Origin of the sequence: Amphritea balenae (genome assembly GCF_003858655.1) — a bacterium.
GTDB lineage: Bacteria > Pseudomonadota > Gammaproteobacteria > Pseudomonadales > Balneatricaceae > Amphritea > Amphritea balenae.
In genome coordinates this window covers 299,222-325,447 of record NZ_RQXV01000004.1, presented here as the reverse complement: position 1 = coordinate 325,447, position 26,226 = coordinate 299,222, and the positions used below count along the sequence as shown (strand labels likewise).

General features: G+C 49.2%; 25 protein-coding genes. 13 read left to right on the top strand and 12 right to left on the bottom strand.

Annotation, left to right across the window (positions count from 1 at the left end; all coding sequences use genetic code 11):
• Nucleotides 1–3: 3 nt before the first annotated feature.
• Complete coding sequence (locus tag EHS89_RS09710; RefSeq protein WP_124925941.1) at nucleotides 4–1,506, bottom strand: NAD(P)H-hydrate dehydratase; 1,503 nt, start codon at nucleotides 1,504–1,506, stop codon at nucleotides 4–6.
• Between the two features lie 45 nt (nucleotides 1,507–1,551).
• Here EHS89_RS09710 and queG point away from each other — a divergent pair, with 45 nt between their 5' ends.
• Nucleotides 1,552–2,664 (top strand): tRNA epoxyqueuosine(34) reductase QueG, encoded by a 1,113-nt coding sequence (gene queG / locus EHS89_RS09705; protein WP_124925940.1) that lies wholly within the window; start codon nucleotides 1,552–1,554, stop codon nucleotides 2,662–2,664.
• 39 nt (nucleotides 2,665–2,703) lie between these two features.
• Here the strand turns inward: queG and EHS89_RS09700 are convergent, their stop codons facing one another.
• The 3 genes from EHS89_RS09700 to orn all read right to left on the bottom strand — a co-directional run bounded on the left by EHS89_RS09700 (nucleotide 2,704) and on the right by orn (nucleotide 5,619).
• Nucleotides 2,704–4,524: an EAL domain-containing protein gene (locus tag EHS89_RS09700; RefSeq protein ID WP_170167469.1), complete on the bottom strand. Its 1,821-nt coding sequence runs from the start codon at nucleotides 4,522–4,524 to the stop codon at nucleotides 2,704–2,706.
• Between the two features lie 166 nt (nucleotides 4,525–4,690).
• Nucleotides 4,691–5,038, bottom strand: a complete 348-nt coding sequence (locus tag EHS89_RS09695; protein WP_124925939.1) for a putative quinol monooxygenase — start codon at nucleotides 5,036–5,038, stop codon at nucleotides 4,691–4,693.
• A 35-nt stretch (nucleotides 5,039–5,073) separates the two neighbouring features.
• Complete coding sequence (gene orn / locus EHS89_RS09690; RefSeq protein WP_124925938.1) at nucleotides 5,074–5,619, bottom strand: oligoribonuclease; 546 nt, start codon at nucleotides 5,617–5,619, stop codon at nucleotides 5,074–5,076.
• Between the two features lie 143 nt (nucleotides 5,620–5,762).
• On the opposite strand from orn, the gene rsgA reads away from it, so the two are divergent.
• The 6 genes from rsgA to EHS89_RS09660 all read left to right on the top strand — a co-directional run bounded on the left by rsgA (nucleotide 5,763) and on the right by EHS89_RS09660 (nucleotide 11,941).
• Nucleotides 5,763–6,785, top strand: coding sequence for a small ribosomal subunit biogenesis GTPase RsgA (gene rsgA / locus EHS89_RS09685; RefSeq protein ID WP_124925937.1), 1,023 nt, complete (start codon nucleotides 5,763–5,765; stop codon nucleotides 6,783–6,785).
• Between the two features lie 22 nt (nucleotides 6,786–6,807).
• The gene (locus tag EHS89_RS09680) at nucleotides 6,808–8,448 is read left to right on the top strand and encodes an HDOD domain-containing protein (protein WP_124925936.1); all 1,641 of its coding nucleotides are present in this window, start codon (nucleotides 6,808–6,810) and stop codon (nucleotides 8,446–8,448) included.
• On the top strand, nucleotides 8,448–9,257 hold the full coding sequence (locus EHS89_RS09675; protein WP_124925935.1) for a sulfurtransferase: 810 nt from the start codon (nucleotides 8,448–8,450) through the stop codon (nucleotides 9,255–9,257). The genes EHS89_RS09680 and EHS89_RS09675 overlap by 1 nt, the downstream gene beginning before the upstream one ends.
• Before the next feature lie 40 nt (nucleotides 9,258–9,297).
• Nucleotides 9,298–10,143, top strand: coding sequence for an archaetidylserine decarboxylase (gene asd / locus EHS89_RS09670; protein ID WP_124925934.1), 846 nt, complete (start codon nucleotides 9,298–9,300; stop codon nucleotides 10,141–10,143).
• A gap of 144 nt (nucleotides 10,144–10,287) precedes the next feature.
• Nucleotides 10,288–11,313, top strand: coding sequence for a CAF17-like 4Fe-4S cluster assembly/insertion protein YgfZ (gene ygfZ, locus EHS89_RS09665; protein WP_229753749.1), 1,026 nt, complete (start codon nucleotides 10,288–10,290; stop codon nucleotides 11,311–11,313).
• A 70-nt stretch (nucleotides 11,314–11,383) separates the two neighbouring features.
• Nucleotides 11,384–11,941, top strand: a complete 558-nt coding sequence (locus EHS89_RS09660; protein WP_124925932.1) for a hypothetical protein — start codon at nucleotides 11,384–11,386, stop codon at nucleotides 11,939–11,941.
• A 3-nt stretch (nucleotides 11,942–11,944) separates the two neighbouring features.
• Here the strand turns inward: EHS89_RS09660 and ung are convergent, their stop codons facing one another.
• From ung to prfB, 4 genes are all read right to left on the bottom strand, one after another.
• On the bottom strand, nucleotides 11,945–12,670 hold the full coding sequence (ung, locus tag EHS89_RS09655) for a uracil-DNA glycosylase (protein WP_124925931.1): 726 nt from the start codon (nucleotides 12,668–12,670) through the stop codon (nucleotides 11,945–11,947).
• 138 nt (nucleotides 12,671–12,808) lie between these two features.
• The gene (locus EHS89_RS09650; RefSeq protein ID WP_124925930.1) at nucleotides 12,809–13,258 is read right to left on the bottom strand and encodes a hypothetical protein; all 450 of its coding nucleotides are present in this window, start codon (nucleotides 13,256–13,258) and stop codon (nucleotides 12,809–12,811) included.
• Between the two features lie 69 nt (nucleotides 13,259–13,327).
• Nucleotides 13,328–14,830 carry a lysine--tRNA ligase gene (gene lysS / locus EHS89_RS09645; protein WP_124925929.1) on the bottom strand — a complete coding sequence of 501 codons (1,503 nt, stop codon included), beginning with the start codon at nucleotides 14,828–14,830 and terminating at the stop codon, nucleotides 13,328–13,330.
• A 255-nt stretch (nucleotides 14,831–15,085) separates the two neighbouring features.
• Nucleotides 15,086–16,180 (bottom strand): peptide chain release factor 2, encoded by a 1,095-nt coding sequence (gene prfB / locus EHS89_RS09640; RefSeq protein ID WP_124925928.1) that lies wholly within the window; start codon nucleotides 16,178–16,180, stop codon nucleotides 15,086–15,088.
• Between the two features lie 157 nt (nucleotides 16,181–16,337).
• Between prfB and nhaD the strand changes: the two genes are divergently transcribed.
• Nucleotides 16,338–17,801: a sodium:proton antiporter NhaD gene (nhaD, locus tag EHS89_RS09635; RefSeq protein WP_229753748.1), complete on the top strand. Its 1,464-nt coding sequence runs from the start codon at nucleotides 16,338–16,340 to the stop codon at nucleotides 17,799–17,801.
• Between the two features lie 16 nt (nucleotides 17,802–17,817).
• Here nhaD and fldB read toward each other — a convergent pair whose 3' ends face one another.
• The gene (fldB, locus tag EHS89_RS09630; RefSeq protein ID WP_124925927.1) at nucleotides 17,818–18,336 is read right to left on the bottom strand and encodes a flavodoxin FldB; all 519 of its coding nucleotides are present in this window, start codon (nucleotides 18,334–18,336) and stop codon (nucleotides 17,818–17,820) included.
• 33 nt (nucleotides 18,337–18,369) lie between these two features.
• Nucleotides 18,370–18,699 carry a phasin family protein gene (locus EHS89_RS09625; RefSeq protein WP_124925926.1) on the bottom strand — a complete coding sequence of 110 codons (330 nt, stop codon included), beginning with the start codon at nucleotides 18,697–18,699 and terminating at the stop codon, nucleotides 18,370–18,372.
• Nucleotides 18,700–18,824: 125 nt separating this feature from the next.
• Here EHS89_RS09625 and gloA point away from each other — a divergent pair, with 125 nt between their 5' ends.
• The 4 genes from gloA (at nucleotide 18,825) to EHS89_RS09605 (ending at nucleotide 22,112) form a co-directional block, all read left to right on the top strand.
• Nucleotides 18,825–19,208, top strand: coding sequence for a lactoylglutathione lyase (gene gloA / locus EHS89_RS09620; RefSeq protein WP_124925925.1), 384 nt, complete (start codon nucleotides 18,825–18,827; stop codon nucleotides 19,206–19,208).
• A gap of 222 nt (nucleotides 19,209–19,430) precedes the next feature.
• Entirely contained in the window at nucleotides 19,431–20,237 is an 807-nt protein-coding gene (locus EHS89_RS09615; protein WP_124925924.1) for a tetratricopeptide repeat protein, read from the top strand.
• A gap of 153 nt (nucleotides 20,238–20,390) precedes the next feature.
• Nucleotides 20,391–21,629 carry a YeeE/YedE family protein gene (locus EHS89_RS09610; protein WP_124925923.1) on the top strand — a complete coding sequence of 413 codons (1,239 nt, stop codon included), beginning with the start codon at nucleotides 20,391–20,393 and terminating at the stop codon, nucleotides 21,627–21,629.
• A 36-nt stretch (nucleotides 21,630–21,665) separates the two neighbouring features.
• A complete protein-coding gene (locus tag EHS89_RS09605; protein ID WP_124925922.1) occupies nucleotides 21,666–22,112 on the top strand; it encodes an RDD family protein in 447 nt (148 codons plus the stop codon).
• 188 nt (nucleotides 22,113–22,300) lie between these two features.
• On the opposite strand, the gene lptG is transcribed toward EHS89_RS09605, so the two are convergent.
• Together lptG and lptF are read right to left on the bottom strand one after the other, a co-directional pair.
• A complete protein-coding gene (gene lptG, locus EHS89_RS09600) occupies nucleotides 22,301–23,359 on the bottom strand; it encodes an LPS export ABC transporter permease LptG (protein ID WP_124925921.1) in 1,059 nt (352 codons plus the stop codon).
• Nucleotides 23,352–24,455, bottom strand: a complete 1,104-nt coding sequence (gene lptF / locus EHS89_RS09595; RefSeq protein WP_124925920.1) for an LPS export ABC transporter permease LptF — start codon at nucleotides 24,453–24,455, stop codon at nucleotides 23,352–23,354. The genes lptG and lptF overlap by 8 nt, the downstream gene beginning before the upstream one ends.
• A gap of 271 nt (nucleotides 24,456–24,726) precedes the next feature.
• On the opposite strand from lptF, the gene EHS89_RS09590 reads away from it, so the two are divergent.
• Complete coding sequence (locus EHS89_RS09590) at nucleotides 24,727–26,220, top strand: leucyl aminopeptidase (protein WP_124925919.1); 1,494 nt, start codon at nucleotides 24,727–24,729, stop codon at nucleotides 26,218–26,220.
• Nucleotides 26,221–26,226 lie beyond the last annotated feature (6 nt).

Here is a 26,226-nt window from a genome sequence, read left to right as displayed (position 1 = left end):
TCCTCACATACCATTCACTAACAGACGCAATTGTGCCAATAGATCAGTCGCTTGCATACCTCGGGCACCATTTTCTTCAGCACTACGATCAGCAGCACTGGCATGTAACCATGCGCCCAAGCGAGTCGCATCAATGCCACTGAGCCCCTGAGCCAACAACGCTCCGATAACACCACTCAATACATCACCCATACCACCACTGGCCATACCGGGATTTCCTGCCGGACAAAGATGCAACACATCCCCGTCGCAACTCAGACTACCCGGGCCTTTCAGTAGCGCCACACCGCCAAATTTTGACTGTAACCGGTTAATAGAATCAAATCTGTCACGCTGAATATCTGTCACACTGGTTTCCAGCAGCCTGGCAGCTTCACCCGGATGAGGGGTAATTATCCAACCACTCCCCCGCCGTGAACCAAATAATTTCTTAGCTGATAACAGATTCAGCGCATCGGCATCCAACACTAGCGGCTTTGCGCTCTGCAAAGCCTGCATTAACATCTGCTCGCCCCAGGCGCCCTGCCCTAAGCCCGGACCGATAACAATCACATCCGCCCGCGCAATCAAAGGCTCCAGATCCGCGCCGCTCCGTACCGCTTTGGCCATCGCCTCGGGATAACGGGTCAACAATGCTGGAACATGCTCCGCCCGGGTGGCAACTGTAACCAGCCCGGCGCCAGTTCTTCCGGCTGCCTGAGCCGCCATAATCGCTGCGCCTCCCATACCATTATCGCCACCAACTACCAGCACATGACCACAACTACCTTTGTGAGCACTACGACTGCGGGCAGGTAGTAACGATTTACAGTCTTCAGCGCCGGTAATAAAACCCGCCATTGAAACAGTCTCGTAGACACTCTCTTCAACCCGTAAGCTGTCAAATAACAGCTCGCCGGTAAACTCAGGTCCACGCCCCGTTAACAGGCCGCGTTTAACGCCGATAAAAGTGACTGTCATATCAGCACTAACAGTCTGTCCCAAAGGCATACCGGTATCACTACAGAGGCCGGAAGGAATATCCAACGCAATAACAGGCAAAGGGGAACTATTAAGCTGCTCAATTGCAGAAGGATACTGGCCTCTGACGTTTCCGGTAAGCCCTGTTCCTAACATTGCATCGACTACCAGCTCACCACTAAAACCCTGCCCAGCGTAGCTTTGCCACGCTACCCCTTCATCATGCATCCACTGCCAGGCTTGTAACGCCTCGCCCTGCAGCTTATCAGCAAAGTCCTCGCCCCCCAGACAGAGCAACTGAACTTGCAGCCCTTGCTGTCGAGCCAGCACAGCCACCACAAAGCCATCACCTCCGTTATTTCCACTACCACAAAGAATGGTTAACTTTTTTACCTTAGGCCAGCGCTGACGCAGCCGGTCAAAGGCTCCGTGTCCGGCGCGTTGCATCAACTTAAATCCCGGCACGCCACCGGCAATTGCCGCACTATCAAGAGCGCGGGTCTGTTCGGCCGTGTATAATGTCGTCGGCAGATTAGAAAGGGTCATAGCTGGCTCTCTTATCAGGTTCACTCACTCCATTATATATAGCCGATGACTCAATACGACCCCGACTCAATGCAAAGCCTGGCAAAGCAGATCAAGAACAGAGCGATCGAACTGGGCTTTCAGCAATGTGGCATTACCGATACCGACCTGAGCTCCGAAGCAGAAGCGCTCAAAGCCTGGCTCGACAAGGGCTATCAGGGGGAAATGGGGTATCTGGAAAACCATTTTGAAAAACGGATCGATCCGAGCTTATTGGTTGAAAATACTCAACGTATTATCTGCGTAAGAATGAACTGCCTGCCACCCGAGATAGAAACCCTGAAAATCCTCAAGAATCCCGATCAGGCTTATATCTCCCGTTACACTATGGGACGCGATTATCATAAAATCATGCGTAAGAAGCTGACCCGACTCGCTAAAGATATTGAAGGATTAATCGGCGAATTTGGTTACCGGCCATTTGTTGACAGTGCACCGGTCATGGAACGTCCTCTGGCGCGCAAAGCTGGCCTGGGCTGGGTGGGCAAACACACGCTGATTCTGAACCGTAGTGCTGGTTCCTGGTTCCTGTTGGGTGAGCTCCTGGTCGACCTGCCTTTGCCGGTCGATACTGAATACAAAGAGGAACATTGCGGGAAATGTCAGGCCTGTATCGACATATGCCCCACCGCAGCCATCGTCGCACCTTATGAACTGGACGCCCGCCGCTGTATCTCCTACCTGACTATCGAGTTAAAAGGTTCAATTCCTGAGGAATTCCGTCCCCTGATCGGCAACAGGATTTTTGGCTGCGACGATTGCCAGTTAATCTGTCCCTGGAATCGTTTTGCACAACACAGCAGTGAAGCCGACTTCAACCCACGCCACAAGCTGGATAGTATGAGCCTGGTTGAGCTGTTGGCATGGGATGAAGAAACCTTTCTCAAACGTACGGAAGGCTCAGCAATAAGACGGACAGGCTATCAGGGCTGGTTACGTAATATCGCAGTTGCAATGGGTAATAGTCATGGGGGGGAAGCCATAGAAGCGGCATTACAGGAGTTGAGCCAATACCCGGATGATATTGTCCAGGAACACGCCTTATGGGCACTGAAGCAATTAAACAAAACTAAAATAACCGCCCCTATTCTGACTCACCCCAGAGCCGCAAAGCTCTGAGGGTTAGAATTTTAAAGATTAGAGTTTAAACAGCCTGACTCAGATCAGATCAGGGGCAGGCTCACTAAATAAATAACCCTGCGAATAATCGATCCCCAGCTCTTCAACCACCCGCTGAACCGCTTCGTTATGAACAAATTCAGCAACCGTTTTTATACCCGCATTATGAGCAAAGAATACGATCGCCCGGGCAATTTCATAACTGTTCTTATCACTATCGATGTTCTTAATATACTTGGCATCAATTTTCAGATAATCCACATCCAACTCAAGAATCCGTTCGAAGTTGGAATATTCAGTACCAAAATCATCAATCGCTAACTTATAGCCCAACGCCTTAATTCGCCCTAACTGGGTAATATGATTCTTTTTGCCGTCGGAACTGACTCCCTCAAGAATCTCCAATACAACCTGGTTGGGCGCCACGTCATACTGTGCCGTTTTTTCCGTCAGGTATTGCTCAAGATATTCCTGAGCCAGATCATCTTCGGTTATATTCAATGACAAGGTTAATTGGGTACCACTGATTTTCGCTAACCCTTTATCAATCATTAAACGACTGATTGTAGGCAGTAGCCCGGATAACCTGGCGGCCTGCAAAAACTTGAAGGGAGAATATATCTCCCCATCCGCTTCTAAACGGACCAGCGCTTCATAAGCGACTATTTCCCCACACTGGTTACCCCTAACGCCCTGAAAAAATGGTTTAACCCGACCTTCATTCAACGCGGTATGAAGCATGCCATTCCAACGGATATATTCCAGCCGGTCAGCCTGATCAGGCTCATCCTGCTCAGCGATATAAATATGATAACGATTTTTACCCCGGGCTTTAGCCTGACTCATCGCCTGAATCGCATGCCCCATTACCCCCCGGCGCGAACAAGCACCGCCGGCAGTAAAGGTTATGTTGAAGCTCTGTTCATCAATCTGCAGAGGGTGGCGGAACAGGTAATCTCGCAACCCCTCGATCTGCTGCTGAAGATCCGCCCTACCCTGATAGTGAAGCGCAAATTCATCAGCATTAATACGATACATAGTTGCATCGGGTAGCTGCTGCCGCAAACAGTTTGCCACTTCACACAGATAACGATCTCCGAATACCGGCCCATAAGCGGTATTAATAAAACGAAAGTTATCCAGGTTTATTAACAGCAAAGACTGCTCGGCAATAGTACCCGCCAACACCATTTTCAGCTTCGACTGATTAGGTAAACCGGTAAGAGAGTCAAACTCGAGCGCTCGAATGAGCTTCTTACGCTGCTCTTCTAATGCCTGTTCCTGAAATTGTTTCGCCAACACGATATTGACTATCGCCGCACCCACATCAAGCAAACGGGCATGAAACGGAGAAGGTGAACGGTGCTCAAATGAAGACAGAGCGAAAGAGCCAATAGGTTTTCCATGACTATCCCGAACCGGCATTGACCAACAGGAACAAAGATTGAAATCATATGCGATCTGCCGCAGATTCTGCCAGCGGGGATCTATGTAAGTATCGGCAACAAACACCGGTTCATTTCGAAGCACGGCATTGCCACAGGAGCCACCACCCGGTCCGGGCTCTAACCCCTTAAGTGCATCAATACCCGGTTGAGGGACGCTGGGAGCAACCAGTACATTAAGCAAACCGGTTTGCTGATCCTGCAACATAACAGTCGCAACAGAATTTGGCAGCAAATGCTCAGCCATCTCACACAGCGCTGATAGCACCTGCAGGTAGTCTACATTCGCGCCTACCTGTGTGAATATCGCATGTTGCAGGCGTAGTATCTTATCAAGATCTTCAACCGGCATGGTTAACTCAGTTGAGTCCTGACTTAATACGTTACCCGATTGCGGCTCTTGGCTTCCTGTCATCGGAAAACTACACCCTGAATAGAGAGATTTATTTCAGTTTACGCATCCCAGAAACAGAAATCCCTGTGATAAATCAACCCTGCCTCTCATTTTGAGATACGCAAATTTTCAACAACCAGTGCTTAATAACCCGCCATCGGTAACCTGATCTGGCAGAATTCCGGTATCAAATTGCCGGCGCATCAAAATCCTGCGGTTCATCGGAATAGACACAAACATTCCACTTCTCTACCAACCCGGTTTCACTCACACACTGGGTTTCAAAGAAATTTACAATCTCGTTGCGCTGACAATGGGCTTCAAATGCAGCCGTGTTTTGCCAGATCTCATTAAAAACGATCGGAAAGCTTTCACCTTCGGCAAATGGGCTGGGTATATGCCGGGTTACGGTGTACTGAATACAGCCATCCTCACGCATTGTATTAGGCTCTAACGCCTGTAAAACACTAAACAACTCAGCCTCTTTACCCGGTTTAGGTAAAAACTGAGCAAGACAATATACTTTGCTGGACATACTAATTCCTGTTTACATATTCTGATAAAGAGAGCTTAAACCTCGCGAAAGAAGGTCTTTCGATAGTGTTCCAGTTCATTAATAGAGTCTTTGATATCGTCCATCGCCAGGTGTGAACCTTTTTTCACTACTCCATTTAACACTTCCGGCGCCCAACGTCGCGCCAGCTCTTTTATGGTACTGACATCAAGATTACGGTAATGGAAGTAGGCTTCCAGTTCGGGCATATACTTAACCAGAAAACGACGATCCTGCCCGATGGAGTTACCACAGATAGGCGAAGCACCTTTATCAACATACTCTGCGATAAAGTCTATCGTCGCCTGCTCAGCCTGTGCGTCACTAATATCTGACTCCTGAACTTTACGGGTCAGACCGGACTTTCCATGCTGATTAGTACACCACTCATCCATACTGTTCAGCAGTTCATCTGACTGATGAACCACCAGATTTGGCCCTTCAGCCAGAATATTGAGCTGAGAATCAGTAACAATAGTTGCGATCTCGATAATCCGGTCATGCTCCGGATCAAGTCCTGTCATCTCCAGATCAATCCAGATCAGGTTATCCTGCCGTGACATAATGCTTTTCCTCAGTATCAACACTATAAATTTGTTGCCGAATAGAATACCTTAGCAAACCAAGATCTGTGAACACTTACTCGAATATTGATCGGGTGCTCTCAGCTATATTCTACTCACCCTGACGGTTACCAACTGAATTAATGTCAAAACGAAAATTAACCCGTCGCCAGGCCTGGCGTATTAAAAAGATTCAGGACGAGCGCACCGAACGAGCAGCTCGCAAAGACTCTGGTATAGATCAGCAGCTGGAAGGCGGTGAACTTGGCCCGGAACAGCATGGTCAGATCATCTCTCATTTTGGCCGACAGGTTGATGTCGAAGCCTTAGAAGGCGAGCAACAGGGACAGATTATCCGCTGTCATATGCGTACCAACCTTGACGCGCTGGTAACCGGTGACAAAGTCATCTGGCGCGCCGGCAATGAACACGGAGTAGTTGTTGCTACCCAAGAACGTCATAGCATTCTGCAGCGTCCTAATAATCATGGTGAGCTCAAGCCGGTTGCCGCAAACATTGATCAGATTGTTATCACCATCGCGGTCGAGCCACTGGCCCACTACAACCTTATCGACCGTTATCTGATCGCCTCTGAACTAAGCCAGATAGAACCTATTATTCTGCTAAACAAAACCGATCTTATTAATGAGGATAACCGCGACAGAGTTGAGAAGATGATCAGCTTATACACTGAGATCGGCTACAAAGTGATGAGCGTGTCCTCAACCGACAAACAAGGTCTGGCCCCTCTCAAAGCACAGCTGGATGATCGAATCAGTGTTTTTGTTGGTCAGTCTGGGGTAGGTAAATCATCACTGATAAACGCTCTGCTGCCGGGCGTAGACCTTAAAGTCGGCGCGCTGTCAGAAGCGACCCGTAAAGGCACACACACAACCACCACAGCACGATTATTCCACTTCCCTGACGGAGGCGACCTGATCGACTCCCCCGGAATACGTGAGTTCGCCCTCTGGCATATCGATGAACACAATCTGTTAGAAGGTTTCCGGGAATTTTCACCCTTTATTGGTTACTGCAAATTCAGAGACTGTAACCATGAAAAGGAACCCGGCTGCGCTATTAAAGAAGCCATCGAGCAAGGTAAGATTAGCGAACAACGGGTAAATAGCTACAAACATATCCTGAACTCTTTGAATCAGGATTAAGGGCCGCAGGCAGAACAGATATATGGCGACAGAAGACTCCCCTAAAGACACCTCTCAATGGGTCAAATTTCTGGTAAATGAGAAGCCACCGGTCAGGCTGAGCGTTATATCCCGATTACAGAAAAAGCTGCAAGATAAAAACTGCTCAGTCATGCAACTGAGCCGCATTATTAAAGCAGACCCGGTACTTTGCCTGCACATAGTTTCCCTGGCGGGTGATCTACACGATAAAAAAGATTCTGAAGTCACCAGTATCGATCATGCGATCAGTTCCATCGGCGTACAAAAGCTGGACAAACTAATTCAAAAAGCTCCGACTATCCGGCTTAACGCCAACAGCGTCGCCCATAAAATGTATTTCCGCTCGGTGGCTAACAGTTATCACGCGGCAATTCAGACCCGCACCTGGCTGGTAAAAACCCGCAGCGGAATGTTTGCCGAGGAAAGCTTTCTGGCAGCCCTGTTTTATGGTGTAGGACACTGGATGCTCTGGAGCTTCGCACCGATTCATATGTCCCGTATTGAGGTTTTGATACGGGAAAAAGGCGCACTACCAGAGATCGCTGAACAGCAGGTATTAGGCTGCACCATTGCCAGCATATCTAAAGGCTTGATTGATCGGTGGTTTATCTCTCCGCTGGCACTGGAAACCCTGCATCAGGATTCACCACTGAATAAACAGATTATCACCAAACTGCATCAACGCGCCCTTGGCGATCCTCGCCTGCATGGCGACGAGCTACGCTCGTTGAATCATCTGATACAGCAAAAATCCTTTCCCGTTAAGCTGGCAAACATGCTGAGCTCTGCTGCCAACTATTGCTGGAGCAGTGATTCGGCTATGGATATCATCGACATCATTAATGATTATCTACGTGGCGAACTGGGTAAAACTGTCAATTTCCTGCATCAGAATTGCGCCGACGCGGCACGGCAGTACCATGTGGTTGGCACTCTGTCACCCGCAGCCGAGATGCTCATGCTTAACTCTGAAATTTCGCCTAATTATCGCTTAACAGGAGCAGACAAAAAACTGATTCCGGATCATGCCCCCCGTCCGGCACCTGTTAAAAAAGAAAGCGCTCCAAAAGCACAGACTAACGCTAAGACGACTCAGCCTGCAGATAGCGACTTCGCCGATGAAGCTAAATTTAAAGAAATTGCAGCCAGGCTTTTAAAGCCCGGTGACAAATACAGTCAGGCAGCGGAGATACTGAACGATCTAATTCTCGGACTAACGGAAGGATTAGGGCTATCGCGCATCGCGATCAACATTATTCCGGGCAAAGCCGAGCTGATAAAAGTGGTGCTCGATAAAGGATTTGAGCCGGGCCACCCTATCTCAAAATCCAGCCATAAACTCAGTGAGAACAGTCTGTTCAGCCGCCTGTGGGAAAAGCCTGCCTGTATGCGGGTTAACAAACAAAACCGGCAACGCATCAGATCGATGCTACCGGATAGTTTTAATCCACTGGTGAGCGAACAGGACTTCCTGCTTATGTCCCTGTTTGCCGGCAATAAGCCCGTCGCCGTAGTTTATGCCGATCGGGACGGATCTAAAGGCGGCACTACCGACTTTCATCAGGAAAAATTAAAGTATCTCTGTAGTGCCGCAGGTGTCAGCCTGAAGCAGGTCACACAGAAACGTTCTGGAGCAAAATAATGGATCTACCTCTCGTTATCAGTGCTGATCAGCTAGCGACAGAACTGAATAACCCAAACCTTTTGATTATCGACCTGTCCAGCCCGGAAAATTATCAGGCGGGTCACATCCCCGGCGCAATTTCAGTTGCACCCTCGGTATTACTCAGAGGCACCGGCGATGTACCTAACAAAATCCCTCAGGCCTCCCAGTTAACTCAACTCTTCAGCTCTGTCGGGCTTAGCAATACCACCCATGTGATTGTTTATGATGATCAGATGGGCCCCTTAGCCGGCCGCATGATCTGGACATTACATTGTACTGGCCACTTTAACTGTTCATTTCTGGATGGTCAGTTAAACAGTTGGAAAGCCGCCAAACTTCCCCTTGAAACACAAACTAATACTCCACAACCGACGGACTTCCAGGCATCCATAAACCCGGATTACCTTGCCGATGTAGATTATATAAAGGACCATTTGTATCAGACTGATCATATTGTTCTGGATGTCAGGTCCGAACCGGAGTACCGCGGCGAAAAAATAATTAATGCCAAAAAAGGGGGGCATATACCCGGCGCAGTTAATTACGAATGGACCCGAGCTCTGGTGTCCGGAGACGATCTGAAGTTACGTCCGGCAGATGAAATTCGTGCAGAGCTTGCAGCACTGGGCGTAACCGCTGACAAAACCCTCATAACCCATTGTCAGACCCATCGTCGTTCAGGCCTGAGCTATCTGTTCACAAAACACCTTGGGTTCGAAAAGGTACGCTGTTACGATGGCTCCTGGTTTGAATGGGGTAATCTGGAAGATACCCCGGTAGAGTAACTTTATTTGCCTTAAAACTGTTTTATTCGGAACCTGAACTGTGAAAGACTCTCTGTTTATTCTGCTCCAGCATTTGCTGCCGCAACACCTTCTGTCCCGCGCTGTCGGCTATCTCGCAGCGAGCCGTTGTAACTGGATCAAAGGTCCCTTTATTAAGCTGTTTGCCAAACAGTACAACGTCAACATGTCTGAAGCCCTGATCGAAGATCTGGATCAGTTCGAAAACTTCAATGCATTCTTTACCCGGGCGCTGAAACCCGGCATGCGCCCATTGGATGATGCAACTATCGTATCACCGGCTGATGGTGCGATCAGTCAGATTGGTAAAATCGATTATGGCCGTATCTTTCAGGCGAAAGGCCGGGGTTATGGCCTTAGCACGCTTCTTGGAGGCCATGCCGATCTGGCAGAACAGTTTATAAATGGTCGCTTTGCGACAATTTATCTGTCACCCAGCGATTATCATCGGGTACATATGCCGGTTACAGGAACGCTACGTGAAACCATCTACGTACCCGGCGATCTGTACTCCGTCAATCAAACCACGGCAGAAGGTGTAGACAACCTGTTCGCGCGAAATGAGCGTTTAGTCGCTATTTTCGATACCGAAGCCGGCCCTATGGCGATGATTCTGGTCGGCGCGATGATCGTTGCCGGCATTGAAACCGTTTGGAATGGTCAGGTTGCTCCGCCACTGAACAATGGTTGGCGTGTTGATCAGTCAAAACCTTCAGCACCGGTTATACTTGAAAAAGGCGAAGAGATGGGCCGCTTCAAACTTGGCTCTACTGTCGTTTTGTTATTTGGTAAAGATGCGATTGAGTGGAGCGAATCACTTAAAGCAGAAGACTCGGTTCGCCTGGGACAGGCCATCAGTCAATCATAAACGATTGACTGTATAGCACCGCTATACGGCTCGCCAGATGCACCGCTGGTGCTTACCAGTGTCGGGTAGAAGCTAGAAAGAATCATGTTTTATAAGGCCTGCCGGTTTGCAGGTACTTACTTACATCTATCTTAGGGTTTTATTATGAGTTGGTTGGATACGCTTAAGTCTCTGAATATGCAGGTTGATGAGGCAGGTAACAGTCAGTTAGCTGAGCCTCAGTCCGGCACCACGACGGTAACCCCACTGACCCATCTGGGTATCTTTGATGTGATCGGCCCTGAGGCAGAAAAGTTCCTGCACGGTCAGCTCTCCTGCGATATCGCAGAGATTGCTGCAGGTAAGAGTTTGCTTGGTTCTCATTGTAATATTAAAGGCAGCATGGTCAGCCTGAACCGTATCATGCCCGTTGAGGGTGGTTTCTGGCTACGCACTGAAGTCAGCGTTCTGCCACAAGCTCAGGCCAACCTGAACAAATACATGATGTTCTCCAAAGCCGAAAGCAAGAACATCTCTGAACAGGTCGTCGGCCTTGGAATTCAGGGAGAACAAGCGCAGGCTCTGTTGCAAGAGATCTGCCCTTCAGTTTCCAACGAAGCCAATCAGACAACGGCATGCCAGAATGGTGTTATCGTTTGCGTCCCTGGTGACCGTTTTGAACTATGGCTACCCGTGGGTGAAGCGCAAGCACTACTCCCCACACTACTGCAGCAGGCTGTACTGGCCGATACCAACAGCTGGCGCTTGTCTGAAATTCAAAATGGTATTCCATCGATCGCCCCGGAAACACTGGAAACCTTTATCCCTCAAATGACTAACCTACAGATCTTTGGCGGCGTCAGCTTTACCAAGGGTTGCTATACCGGACAGGAGATAATCACCCGCCTGCAACACCGGGGTAAACTGAACCGTCCGATGTTCCGCCTGGCATTCAGCGGTGAACAGCCTTTGCCAGGCAGCAAAATTAATACCCCGGATCGCAACGGTGTAGGCACTGTGGTCAGCAGCGCAATCACTTCAGCGTCCGAAGGAGAGCTGCTGGCCGTGGTATTGAAAGATAGCTTTGATAGCAGCGATACGATTCTCACCCTGGAAAGCACTGAGGCGCCTCTACAACGGTTAGGCCTGCCCTACGAACTTGATCCGGAACTGTTTGAAAGTAAACGCTAAAATCTCCCTACAGCCTTTCTGTTTTCCTGTGTTACAGTATTTATAAATCGACTGTAATGCAGGAGCGATTATGTCTGATCCGGTCCGTCTGAAAGTTTTTCATCTTGATAATAATGCTCAGAACAGTCTGAGCCAGCTATTTGACCTTCGGCTTGACGAAATATGGGCCGGCGGTCTGCACACCTGCCTTGGCCAGGACATGAACCGGGCCTGCTGGCTGCGCTTCCGCCTCGATGACGAGCAATGGATTGAGATTAACGTTGCCCGACATGAATTTAAAGATGGCTTTAGTGTTGGCAGCCTGAATGCTAAAGAGATTCAGGCGACGGTACCACCGCCCGATCAGTGCAGCTGGATAAGCCTGCCCAGCGCAGCCAGAGTTGAATCCATCGATATCTACGAACAGCGTGAACTGATAGATATCGTTGCCCCTGATCTGGACATTCCCTCTGAATCTCTCAACTACGATGCCCTATTGATCATAAATCTGGATAACGACTCAGCCATTATGCTGGGTATGGAACAGGACTTTGTCGACGGAGAGTTAGTCGTACTTCAAACTGGTACCCCAGAAGAGCAGATTGGAGAAAGTTTGCGGTTAAGAAGGTCTTTAAAGGCAAGTAGTTAGCTACTAAAAACCAAAATTCTGCTGTGGATCTTGTATTTCAGGTAATCGCCAGTCAATTGGTTTTCTGCCATTCTGAACCAGATATTCATTCGCCTGACTGAAATGTTTACAGCCAAAAAAGCCGCGATAGGCTGCCAGTGGCGAAGGGTGAGCTGATTCAAGAACCAGATGTTTTACCGGATCAATTACCGCTCCTTTCTTCTGCGCGTAACTGCCCCACAGCAGGAATACGACGTTTTCACACTGTTCATTAACCGTTGCTATGATTCGGTCAGTAAACTGCTCCCAACCTTTCTTCTGATGTGCAGCGGCCTGTGAATCCTCAACGGTCAGCACCGCATTAAGCAACAGTACGCCCTGCTGTGCCCAGCTCTCAAGATAGCCATGCTTGGCCGGGGCGATATCCAGGTCAGATTGCAGCTCTTTATAAATATTCACCAAGGACGGCGGCACTTTGATACCCGGAGGTACCGAGAAACTCAGACCATGTGCTTGTCCGGCCTGATGGTAAGGGTCCTGACCGATAATCACGACTTTAACCTGATCCAGCGGCGTGGCCTCAAGGGCATGAAACCAGTTTTCCTGAGCCGGATAGATGATCTTGTCCTGTGCGATCTCCTGCTGCAGAAACCCAGCTAAGGACTGCATATAGGGCTCTTCAAGCTCTTCCTTTAGCCAAGGCTGCCAGCCAGGCGCATTATCCAGTTTAAACTTCAGCTCTTCTTTCATTTAAAACCCGATTATTTGAAGCGTAATTGAGGCAGTCAATACAAGGAGAAAACTGTCGAGAACACGGAGTGTATTGTTATACACGAGTAGTTTAAGACTGTTTTTGACGCAGTAGTGACAACGCAGATAGCTTTAAACTTAGTTATCACCACAATCACGAACTTTGGGGTTCTGCTGCCCCAGCCAGACTTCACGGGTAAAGGTTTTACCATAGTAAACCGAGTAATAGCGTACCTTACCCGGCGCATGGGAGATCACACCGGAGACTAAGATAACCACAATATAAATCCAGGCTTGCGGACTATCCAGCCAGTACACTCCGACCGCCAACAACAAGAGCTTCATCAGCACCAACTGACCCCGTAACTGATACAACCAGATCGGATCAACCCAAAGCTCTTTCGCCAACAGCAGCACACCACTGCCAACTCCCAGTAACAGATAAGGAAACCAGACTGATTCTGGCTGATCAAACAGGTAAGCACCGGCCAGTCCGGCAATACCAACCAAATGCAGCGAACGCAAAATAATACTCAGCCAGCGTTTACCCGGTAGGTGTCGTTTCTGCTCTGGAATCAGCCAACTCATCTTGCGCTCTCCACTCATTAAAAAAAAGGCTGTCATAAGACAGCCTTTTTATATCATTTAACTATCTGCTTAACCCCGTGGGCGCATTGCCGGGAACAGGATTACGTCACGAATAGACGGTGAATCAGTAAACAGCATCACTAGACGGTCAATACCGATACCTTCACCCGCCGTTGGTGGCAGACCGTATTCCAGCGCATTGATATAGTCAGCATCGTAATGCATCGCTTCATCATCGCCGCTATCTTTTTCAGCAACCTGTGCCAGGAAGCGTTCCGCCTGATCTTCAGAGTCATTCAACTCGGAAAAACCGTTCGCCAGCTCACGGCCAGCAACGAAAAACTCAAAGCGGTCGGTAACAAACGGGTTATCATTACTACGACGTGCCAGCGGAGAAACCTCAGTCGGGTACTCAGTAATGAACGTCGGCTGATCCAGACGGTGCTCAACGGTCTTCTCGAAGATCTCGATCTGCACTTTACCCAGACCCCAGCTATCTTTCACATCGATATCCAGACGCTCAGCGATCTGACGCGCTGCGTGATCATCTGCCAGTGCTTCAGCAGTAATATCATCATTGTAATGCAGAATAGAATCGAACACGCTCAGACGAATAAACGGCTTAGCCATATCGTATTCAAAGGTTTCCAGCACTTCACCTTCTTCGTTACGCACAGTGTTAACGATAGTGGTGGTACCCAGTACATCCTGAGCAACGGTGCGCAGCATATCTTCGGTCAGATCCATCAGATCATTGTAATCGGCATACGCCTGATAGAATTCGATCATAGTGAATTCAGGATTATGACGAGTCGACAAACCTTCATTACGGAAGTTACGGTTGATCTCGAAAACACGCTCAAAACCACCCACAACCAAACGCTTTAGATACAGTTCCGGCGCTATACGCAGGTACATATCACGATCCAGCGCATTGTGATGGGTAATAAACGGACGCGCACTAGCTCCACCTGGAATCACTTGCAACATCGGCGTTTCAGCTTCAATGAAGCGACGCTCAGTCAGGTAATTACGAATACCTGAAACAATCTTAGAACGGGTTTCAAACACCTTACGTGACTGTTCGTTAGTGATCAGATCAACGTAACGCTGACGGTAACGGGTTTCAGTATCCTGCAGACCTTTATGCTTCTCTGGCAGTGGACGCAGGTTCTTGGTCAGCAGTTGGTATTCACCCAGGTCAACGTACAGATCGCCTTTACCTGATTTATGCAGAATACCGGTTACACCGATGATATCACCCAGATCCAGGCTCTTAGCGAACGGACGGGCTGCTTTATTGACATAAAACTGGATACGACCGCTCATATCCTGCATCACGCCAAAAGCACCGCGATTCAGCATCACACGACCGGCAATACTTACCTTAATCTCTGCTTCAGCCAGCTCTTCCTTCGATTTATCGCCGTACTTATCCTGCAGATCCTGGGCATAGGTATCGCGACGGAAAGTATTCGGGAAAGCGTTACCCGCTTCACGCAGCGCGTTAAGCTTTTCACGACGCTCGGTGATCAGGCGGTTTTCATCTTGCTGCTGAGTGTTATCAGACATTTTCTGTTGAACCTTTAATGGTTAAAGCTTTAATTCTTTTAAATCACCTAAGCAGTGATTCAATCAGTTATTCATTTTGGTTTGAACGTTGCGAGTAATCATCGCAGTCACTCAAAAGTAAACGCGGATAAAGCGTCATGAGCGCTGGGCTGGCAAGGCAAAAAGTAGCGAAACAGCGGAGCCTACTGTAGTAGGTGAGCATGTTGAGCTGCTTTTTAACGCCGTCAGCACAAGCGCAATAGCTTTAGCAGTAGATCAAAGGCCGGCCTTAAGGCTTGCCTCAATGAAAAGATCTAAATCGCCGTCCAGTACCTTATCGCAGTTACTGCTCTGCACATTGGTACGCAGGTCTTTAATCCGCTGGTCATCCAGTACGTAAGAACGGATCTGGCTACCCCAGCCGATATCGGCCTTATTATCTTCTTGTTCCTGCGCGGCTTCGGAGCGTTTCAGCATCTCCAGCTCGTACAGTTTAGCCCGTAGCTGCTTCATACAGGTATCTTTGTTCTGGTGCTGCGAGCGCTGACTCTGGCTCTGCACAACAACACCGGAAGGTCCGTGGGTAATACGTACCGCGGACTCAGTCCGGTTTACGTGCTGACCACCCGCACCGGAAGCACGGTATACATCGACCCGCAGATCAGCCGGGTTAATTTCAATCTCAACATTGTCATCGATCTCAGGCGATACAAATACAGAGGAGAACGATGTATGGCGGCGACCGCCGGAGTCAAACGGTGATTTACGTACCAGACGGTGAACACCGGTCTCTGTACGCAACCAGCCAAAGGCGTACTCACCCTGAAAGCTGATAGTCGCTGACTTAATACCAGCAACATCACCGGCAGAACATTCCAGCAGCTCGGTTTTAAAACCTTTATCTTCGCCCCAGCGTAGATACATACGCAGCATCATTTCGGCCCAGTCCTGAGCTTCCGTACCACCGGAACCCGACTGAATATCCAAAAATGCATTATTGCCATCGGCTTCACCGGAGAACATGCGACGGAATTCCAGTTGATTAAGCAGGCCTTCCAGCCCTTCTACTTCGGCCCGCACTTCTTCAACGGTATCTTCATCATCCTCTTCTACCGCCATATCCAGCAAATCGCGGGCATCAGCCACACCAGCGACCAGATCATCGATAGTTTTCACCACGCCTTCCAGAGCAGAACGTTCTTTACCCAGCGCCTGAGCCCTTTCCGGCTCATTCCATACCGCCGGATCTTCCAGCTCGCGGGTCACCTCTTCCAGGCGTTCCTGTTTCTCCGGGTATTCAAGATAGTTACGCAGTGTTTCTGTACGCGTAGCAATATCTTTCAAGCTGCTGGTGATCGGATTAATTTCCATCGTAAACGCTTAACTCTCTGTATAGATCTGTGAAGACTGGCGATTAAAAAAGCAGCACATTTTACCTGATTAGCCCGCCGCTGTGTATCTGCAATAGACGAAAAAACTCGACTTTAACCACCTTTTCCCGCAAGAATACGGGCTGACGGCCTGAACTATGGATAGCTCACTGAAAATGTATCGCCTGACGATCCTGTGCATCACCCTATTATCATTACTACCAGAGCCACTTCTGGCGGCCGATCTGTCAGACAATTCCTTTACCGGCACCTTCATTGGCATTAGCTGTGTCGCTATTTTCCTGATTAGCTATCTTTTCGTGCTGGGTGAAGAATTTTTTCATCTGCGTAAATCAAAACCCGTTGTTGTCGCTGCCGGCCTGATATGGCTATTGGTGGGGCTGGCATTCATGTTACGCGGAGATACTGAAACCGCCGCAACGGCGTTTCGTCATAACTTACTGGAATATGCCGAGCTGTTCTTTTTCCTGTTGGCAGCCATGACTTTTATCACTGCGATGGAGGAACGTTTAGTCTTTGCATCACTGCGTGCCTGGCTGATCACCAGGCAGATGACATTAGTACAGATTTACTGGGTCACCGGGGTACTGGCATTCATACTTTCACCTATTGCCGACAATCTGTCGACGGCTTTGCTCATGGGCGCCGTTGTGATGGCAGTGGGACAGCATAATATTAAATTTGTCGCGGTAGGTTGTATCAATGTAGTAGTTGCCGCCAACGCCGGTGGCGCATTCAGCCCCTTTGGCGATATCACCACCCTGATGGTCTGGCAGAAAGGGATGGTTAGTTTTGGTGGCTTTTTCGCACTCTTTCTTCCCTCTCTGGTCAACTGGCTTGTGCCTGCGGTGATTATGTCCTTCGCCATTGAACGGGTTCAACCTATGGTGGACCGCCGCACCTCTAAACGTCGAATGAAGCCCGGCGCCATCGCCATTATGGTACTTTTTTTATGTACTATTATGCTCGCAGTCAGCAGCCACAGCTTACTACACCTGCCACCGGTGCTGGGCATGATGACCGGACTTGGCATCTTAAAACTCTACGGTTATTACCTCAGCCGACATGAAGCCCATATGCGGGATACCGGGCATATCCACAACCTCCACTCTGAAAACATAGCCGATATCAGCAAGATGAAAGGCGATCATACCGACGTTATTCGTCGCTTTGATATTTTCAAGGTTGTCGAACGCTCATCCTGGGACACCCTGATGTTTTTCTATGGCGTGGTATTGTCCGTCGGCGGGCTATCTACCCTCGGCTATCTGGCATTACTCTCAGACCTTGTATACAGCAACCTGGGGCCTACGCTGGCCAACAGTCTTATCGGGGTGCTATCCGCCCTTGTGGATAATATTCCGGTGATGTTCGCCGTGTTAACCATGCAACCTGAGATGTCGGATAGCCAGTGGCTACTAGTCACTCTGACAGCAGGGGTCGGGGGATCTTTACTCTCAATCGGGTCTGCAGCAGGTATTGCGCTAATGGGACAAGCCCAGGGGGTTTATACCTTCCTCAACCATTTGAAGTGGAGCTGGGCGATAGGACTGGGATACATTATGAGTATTGCAGTCCATCTGTGGCTTAACGGTGTATGAAAATAAATACCGCGTCTTAAATATCAAATTCAGATAAAATCTGTAGCACCCAGGTTTCAATACGCTCAGGTGACTTATCTGCCTGACTATCTTCATCCAGCGCCAGACCAACAAAGCTGGCCTGATCTTCCGTCAGCGCTTTTGATTCATCAAAGCTATAGCCTTCAATCGGCCAATAACCCACCATAGATGCGCCACGGCTCACTAGCTTATCGTGCAAAGCGCCCATCGCATCGAGAAACCATTCACCGTAACCAATCTGATCACCCAGACCAAATAGCGCACACTGCTTACCGGTAAGATCAATATCATCCAGTTCAGACCAGACATCTGACCAGTCTTCCTGCAGCTCACCGTAGTCCCAGGTAGGCATACCCACAACCAAATACTGATAATCACCCAACTGATCCACACCATCAGCAGCAAGATCATGCAATCTCACCCGATCAAGACTGATCTGCTCGGCAATCATCTCGGCACAAGCTTCTGTATTACCCGTGGTGGATCCGTAAAACAGGCCTATTTCCTTACTCATACACTCTCTTCTTCCTGGATACAGGCCTATAAATTAAGATTTTGGTGCAAACGCATCAAACGCATCATTAGCCAGCCGCTCTACCGATTCACGTGCATCAGACAGGGCTTTCATGTTGTTGTCATTGGCTTCTTTAAGCGTATCTTCCAACTGTTTTGCGTAATCCTGCTGCAATTGAACCAGCTCATCAGGAGAGCTACAGCCCTGCATCTGACGGGTCTGTTCAACGGTTGCATCGATACAGGCTTTAGTACACGCCATCTGCTGGCGCGTCAGCTCTTCCAGCATACGGGTTTGAATATTAACCAACTCTTTAAAAGGTCCCATCGATGAATTTAGGGCTTTCGACATATCCTGAAACATAAGCACATCCTTTCGAGCCAGATAGTTCGGCCATCACTTGTAGCACACCGAAACTATTAATTTGATCAGTAAAGGTGATAGTTTACGATGAATAGCTATCAGGCCACAAACCGGAATCCTTAATCATGCGACTATTACACACCATGCTGCGGGTAACTGACCTGCAAAAATCGATCTCTTTCTACACAGAAATCCTGGATATGAAGCTTTTACGCCGCAAAGATTTTCCTGACGGCAAATTTACCCTGGCATTCCTCGGCTACGGCCCTGAATCGGATAACACTGTTCTGGAGCTCACTCACAACTGGGAAACAGATAGTTATGATATGGGTAACGCATACGGCCATATTGCGATTGAAGTGGAAGATGTATACAGCGCCTGCGACAAGATTAAAGCTTTAGGCGGCCAGGTTGTAAGGGACGCAGGCCCCATGAATCATGGTTCTACCATCCTCGCATTTGTGCGCGATCCCGATGGTTACATGATCGAATTGCTGAGTTCAAAATAAACCACCTCAGTATTTTCTTGATATGCGACAAGATGCCACCCTGTTTTTTCACGGGGAAAGGAGTAGAATGCGTCGCAATATTAGAACTTCCTAATTAAATTTCACATTGAAATTCCAGACAGTGCACCTGAAAAAGATCCAAACTGTCTCTTTTATGTGCAGGAAGCCAGCCGCTATAATAGGCCGCAATTTTTTAATCTTAAACCATACGGGCGCATCTCGATGAGTAAGAAACTACTACTGGCCGCCACTGGCCTGCTACTAACTCTGAACACAGCCTCTGTCTCTGCTGCCAGTCTGGCGAAAGGTATGACTGCCTTTGAAGCCCAGGACTACAAGAGCGCTATGTCTGAGCTGGAACCGCTGATCGGTGAAAACGACCTTGATGCCATGAATATGGTCGGTCAGATGTATGAGTTTGGCTGGGGCGTAGATGTCGATCAGAATAAAGCGCTGACCTTGTATACCCGTTGCGCAGATCAGGGCCACCTGGGTTGTATTAACAGCCGTCGTGCACTGAAAGATCAGGAATACAAAGTAGAGCTTAAAACCGTTGAACCCGCAGCACAGTCCGGTGAAGCGATTGCTCAAAACCGTCTTGCAGAAATGTATGAGTTTGGCTACGGCGTCAGCCGTGATGCTGCTCAGGCAATCAGCTGGTACCGTAAAGCCGCCGATCAGGGACTGGTTGTAGCACAGCACAACATTGGCCGTGCTTACAACTTTGGCACCGGCGTGACTCAGGACTTCAATCAGGCAGAAAAATGGTACCGTAAGGCCGCTGAACAGGGCCATATGGATGCAATGTTCTTCCTGGGTGCACTGTACTCAAACGAACACGGATCCGATGCCGGTCAGCACACCAATATCACTGCCTACGCCTGGTTACAGAATGCACTGGAGCTGGGTAACCCTACCGCTAGCGCTATTCAGTCCCGTATCGTCATGAAGCTATCTGACAGCGAACTGGAACAGGCAAAGAGCCTTGCCGCTGAGTATAAAGAGCTGTACGTCGTTCCGTTTAAATAAGTCTGCTAAATACAGAGGTCGTTTATACAATGAACGGCCTGACTGAGAAAACCGGGCCCTGGTCCGGTTTTTTTATGCTTTTAGATAACAGCCATTCCAAATCAACAGTGTTATAGTGGCCAACTTTTAACCAGCTGCATACCTTTCTCCACGATGAATCATACCGAAACGCTCCCCCTCACAGCCCGCTTTAACCGACTTCGCAACATATCACTGGCGTTGCTTTTACTGCTGACCGGAGCCCTGTACCTGATTCAGGAGAGCGGTTCACATCAGGCCCTGCTGCTCATCATCGGCGCTTTATTAGGGCTCAGCCTGTTCCATGCATCCTTCGGCTTTACAACCGCCTGGCGCAGCCTGATCACCAACCGCAGAGGCAGGGGTATCCGGGCACAGATGATTATGCTGTCTGTTGCTGTCTGCCTGTTTTTCCCGGCCTTAGCCTCCGGCACACTGATGGGCAATGATATCGCCGGCTACACCCGCCCACTGGGATGGTCAGTCGTGTTCGGTGCTTTTATCTTCGGTATCGGCATGCAACTGGGCAATGGCTGCGCCTCAGGTAACCTTTATCATGTCGGTGGCGGTCAACTAAGAGCAATACCCAGCATGATCGGCTTTATGGCTGGCGGGCTTTGGGCAACAGCCGATTATGAATGGTGGACGACCCTGCCCCAACTGGCCCCTGTCGCTATGATCGAGACACTGGGCAGCAGCCTGGCGATAGTCATTAATCTGGCATGCTTCGCCGCTATTGCCGGGCTATCGCTGTGGTTAGAAAAACGCCGCCATGGCAGTGTTGAAAAAGACCTGGTTCAGCCTTTTTCATTGTCCCGTTTATTACAGGGGCCATGGCCCTATATATGGGGTGGCATTGCGCTGGCCGGCCTGAATTTCATTGTCCTGGCAGAAACAGGCAGACCCTGGTCTGTCGCGGTTGCTTATCCACTGTGGGGCGCTAAAGCTTATCTTTGGTTAGAACAAAGTTTCAGTCTGGGATTAGAATTCGATCTGGATTTTTGGGCATACTGGTTACAACCGGGCCGGGAAACAGCGCTGAGCGAACCGCTATTAAATGATGCCGTCTCAGTCATGAATATTGGCATTATACTAGGGGCTTTTCTTGCCGCAGCCCTGGCAGGTAAGTTTAGCTGGCAATGGAAAATGCCCCTTTTACACTGGCTGGCAGCTGCACTGGGCGGCGTTATGCTGGGTTATGGAGCAACCATCTCGTTCGGCTGTAACATTGGCGCCTATTTTGGTGGTATAGTCTCCGGCAGTTTACATGGCTGGTTGTGGCTTATCGCTGCGTTTGCCGGAACTGTTCTGGGCACTCGTATCCGCCCTCTGTTCCGGCTACCAAATGAAAAATCAGCCGCAGGCCAGTGCTAACAATTATTTTTATTGATCAATTAAGACGAAACACAGATGAGCAGACCTTTTCCAGAACTTGATGGCGAAATTCAACAGGCAACCCTGTTACGTCGCTTTACCGCAATGATCTATGATGGTTTTCTGGTGGTAGCCATCTGGATGTGTACCGGCTTCGCTGCTGTCGCCCTGAACGATGGTGAAGCGGTAAGTGGCGCCCTGTTTCAGACAGCGTTGTTCCTGATAACATTCGCATTCTTTGCCTATTTCTGGGTTCGCCTGGGGCAAACGCTGGGCATGCAGGTATGGCGTTTAAGAATTCAGACAGCCGAGGGTTGCCATATCAGCCCCCGCCAGGCACTGATCCGCTTTATGACCGCGATCCTCTCATTCGGTTGTTTCGGTCTGGGCTTCTTCTGGATGCTGTTCTCTCCCGAAAAAAATACCTGGCACGATGCTTTTTCTGAAACCCAGATCGTTCTTTTGCCCAAGCCAAAAAAGTAACTGAATTAGCGCACAAGAATACAGCAAGTAGCCAGACACATCGCAAACCATACTTGCCAGAAAACACAGATCAAAAAAAAACCGCCAATTGGCGGTTTTTTTATACCCGCACTGCGGGTCTGTTTTTTCTTGTCGGCAGCTAACTAAACTTTTTCGGCGACGTTCTGGCGACTCCCACCAAGTCAGCCTTATCCGGCCCTTTTAAGTAACACCCCGCCAAGCATAACGCACACAACGGCAGGTCCGAGTGCTGACCAGACCGGGTCTATGCTATAAAGCGAACTGAGCGGCCCCAGGATATCCTGAACAATCTTAAACACCATCCCTACGACTACACCAGTCACGATCCGCTGACCGGTAGAGACACTACGCATCGAACCGAACATAAAGGAAACCCCGATCAGCACCAGACCGATAATGCCCAACGGCTGAAGCATCTTGCGCCAGAAATTCTGCATAAAGCGATCATTTTCTAACTCCTGATCTGCCAGGTACTGGCTATAGTTGTAGAGTTCAGAGATCGACATATCTTTAGGCTTAATCAGCAACACTTTCAATCGCTGTGGTGTTAAGGCCACACTCCAGGGCTGCAGAGGATACTCCGTCACTTCAGTACGATTATCGCTAAAACGTGTTTCCGACACATTTTTCAATAACCAGCCGCTATCATCATAAAAGCCGGATTCAGCATAACTACTGAACTCTAAGGATTTATCTTCAGCCAGCTTAAACCGGGTTATCCCCTGAATATCGCCATCAGGTCTGACAACCTTGATATGAATATATTCGTCATCCTCTTTATGCCACACCCCGACACGTGCAGAAATAGCACTATGGCGATCATGCTCGGCGCGAATACTTTCTGCCAGAATTCCACAATAAGGCGCCACATATTCACCGACGGGAATTGCCAGCAATGCCAGTAATATCACCGGTTTCAGAATCATCATCACCAACCGGGATAATGAAATACCCGCAGCCCGCATCACGGTCAGCTCACTGCCAGAAGCCATCGCTCCCAGCCCCACCATACAGCCAACCAGACAGGACAGCGGCAGATACTCATAAAAAGCTGAAGGGGTATTCAATAAGGCATAAGCCAACATTACCGGCGCAGTATATTTATCGGTCAGGTTATCCGCTTCATCAATAATGATGAATAAAGTATCCAGCCCCACGACGATCAAAATGATCAACAGGATGGCAAGAAAGACCTGTTTGCCTACATAAAACTGTAACTTACGCATCAGCAGTCACCGCCACCCGGGGGCGCTGTCGACGCCAGAATCGCTTCATAAACAACAGACTCATCGCCAGTACAAAATAAACCAAATGGATCAACCAGATATAGGTAGCCTCGCCCTCATCATCTTCCATATATTCCCGGGCGTGGGTGAGCAACACCAGATATGACATATACAAAAGAATGGCCGGAATTAACTTGGCATAACGCCCCTGACGTGGATTGGTTTTACTCAGAGGTACCGCTATTAATGCCATAATCAGCGTCATCAGCGGCAGTGACAGCCGCCAGTGTAACTGTGCCTGCTCCGCTTTACCGCCGGCCATCAAGCCACTGGTTGGTAAAGTATCAAGCTGACTTATTTCAACCGCTCTCTTGGGTTCAGGCAAACGGATACCATACTCCTGGAACGAGACTTCCCGATAGTTAGCCTGCCCCGGATTACCTTCATAGCGATAGCCGTTATCCAACACCAGATAACGAACGCCTGTTTCCGGGTTGGTATACTGGCGGCCCTGTTCGGCTACCACCATCACCAGTTGCCCCTCATCACCCTTGCTATTCGGCTCGGTGATAAACACCCCTTTCATTCCAGAACCATCACCGTTGACTTGCTCAACATAGGTTACCCGTTCGCCTTTTGCTCCGCTTTGAAAGCGCCCCTCAGAAATCAGATCAAACTCGCCCCGATTCTTTTCGGTCTGCAGCATAATCTCCGTTTTCAATGCCCCATAGGGCGACAAAAACAGTGTCATGGAGGCAACGATCAATGCAGTAAAGACGGCAGGCCCTAAGGTATACATAGTCAGGCGACGCTGACTCATACCGGTTGCTTTCAGCACGACCATTTCACTTTCCAGATATAAGCGTCCGTAGGCCAGCAATATCCCCAGAAAAAGTCCTAATGGTAAAATCAGCTCAAGAAAACTTGGCAACCGAAACAGCAGGTAGTAATACACAGCCTGCATCGGTAACTCACCCGCTGCAGCGATGGCCAGATAGCTGATGAAACGGCCACTCATGATAATCAACAACAGTACGGCGGAAACCGCGACCATAGTGATCAGCACCTCTTTTGCCAGATAACGAAAGATGATCAAACTGCACAATCCTGTGTAAATGCCTGTAAAGATTTAGCTCTGAAACTTAAAACAGGGTTTTGTTTCTCCGGCATTAGGATAAAATCCGGTTAACCCGTTTCATAAAACTGCCCGAACGATATATTTACCCGTACTTATTTACCGATTATTAGTCGTAACTATATCAACTGGGTCGCAACAAACTTTATGATCGAAGCCCCGTGACAACGTCAATACGTTCAGGGCCATCATTATCATATAAACCAGGCACGATGTCTTGTGTGGAGAGAGCATGGAATTTGAAATTGTTACCGGTTCAGTAGAATCACTGGAAACAGATTGTTTAATTGTTGGTGTTGCACCGGAAGGTAACCTGTCGCCTTCTGCCGATCTGATCAACAAGGCCTCTGCCGGATACCTGAAAGATGTTGTGGGTGATCATCAGGGTAAAGCAGGTGAAGCCCTGCTGCTTCACAAAGTGCCGGGCATCAGTGCCGGCCGTGTACTGCTTGTCGGTATCGGTAAGGCAGATGAGCACAGCGACCGCAACCAAAAGAAAATTATTAAAGCGGTGATGGCCAACCTGAAAGCGATTCGCTGCAAGTCTGCCGTACTGGCACTGGACGGACAGGAAAGCGCTGATCAGGACTTGTACCGTCAACTGCGTCATAACACCGAATGGGCCAGTGCTGAGCTGTACCAGTACGATGCGACCAAAAGCAAAAAAGCTGAGCCGATTGATCTGCAAAGCCTGGGCTTCCTGCTCAGCAGCGAAGATGCGGAACTGGGTGAGTTTTCCATCAGTGACGGATCAGCCATCGCCAATGGTGTAGATACCGCTCGTGAACTGGGCAACCTGCCAGGCAATATCTGTACCCCATCTTATCTGGCAGAGCAGGCACAAGCGCTGACTGAAGAGTGTGACGAACTGAGCACCACGATTCTTAATGAAGATGAGATGGAAAAGCTGGGCATGCACTCCCTGCTATCTGTAGGTAAAGGCAGCTCAGAACCCTCCAAGTTGATCGTCATGGAATTCAAAGGCGGCGAGCCTGATCAGAAGCCACACGTACTTGTCGGTAAAGGCATTACCTTCGATACCGGTGGTATCAGCCTGAAGCCAGGCGCCAAGATGGACGAGATGAAGTACGATATGTGCGGTGCTGCCAGCGTTATGGGCACTATGGAAGCACTGACCGAACTGGATCTGGAAATCAATGTTGTGGCTATTATCGCTGCAGCGGAAAACATGCCTGCGGGCAATGCGTCTAAGCCGGGTGATATTGTCACGACCATGTCGGGCCAGACCGTTGAAATTCTGAATACCGATGCCGAAGGCCGTCTGGTGCTGTGTGATGCCCTCACCTATGCCGAGCGTTTTGAGCCTGAAACCGTCGTCGATATTGCCACCCTTACCGGTGCCTGTATCGTTGCACTGGGACACCAGGCGACCGGCTTACTGTCTAACGATGACCTGCTGGCTGATGACCTTCTTGCCGCTGGCGAGTTTGCGGCAGATAAAGCATGGCGTCTGCCACTGTGGGATGAGTACCAGGAACAACTGGACAGCAACTTTGCCGATATCGCTAACATCGGCGGACCTGCAGCAGGTACTGTCACTGCGGCTTGCTTCCTGTCCCGCTTTACTAAGAAGTATCGCTGGGCGCACCTGGATATTGCCGGTGTAGCATGGAACAGTAACGGCAAGGCGAAAGGTGCTACCGGACGTTGTGTACCATTACTGTGTCAGCATCTGATTGCGCAAGTTGACGACACTGCTGAGTAACGGCTC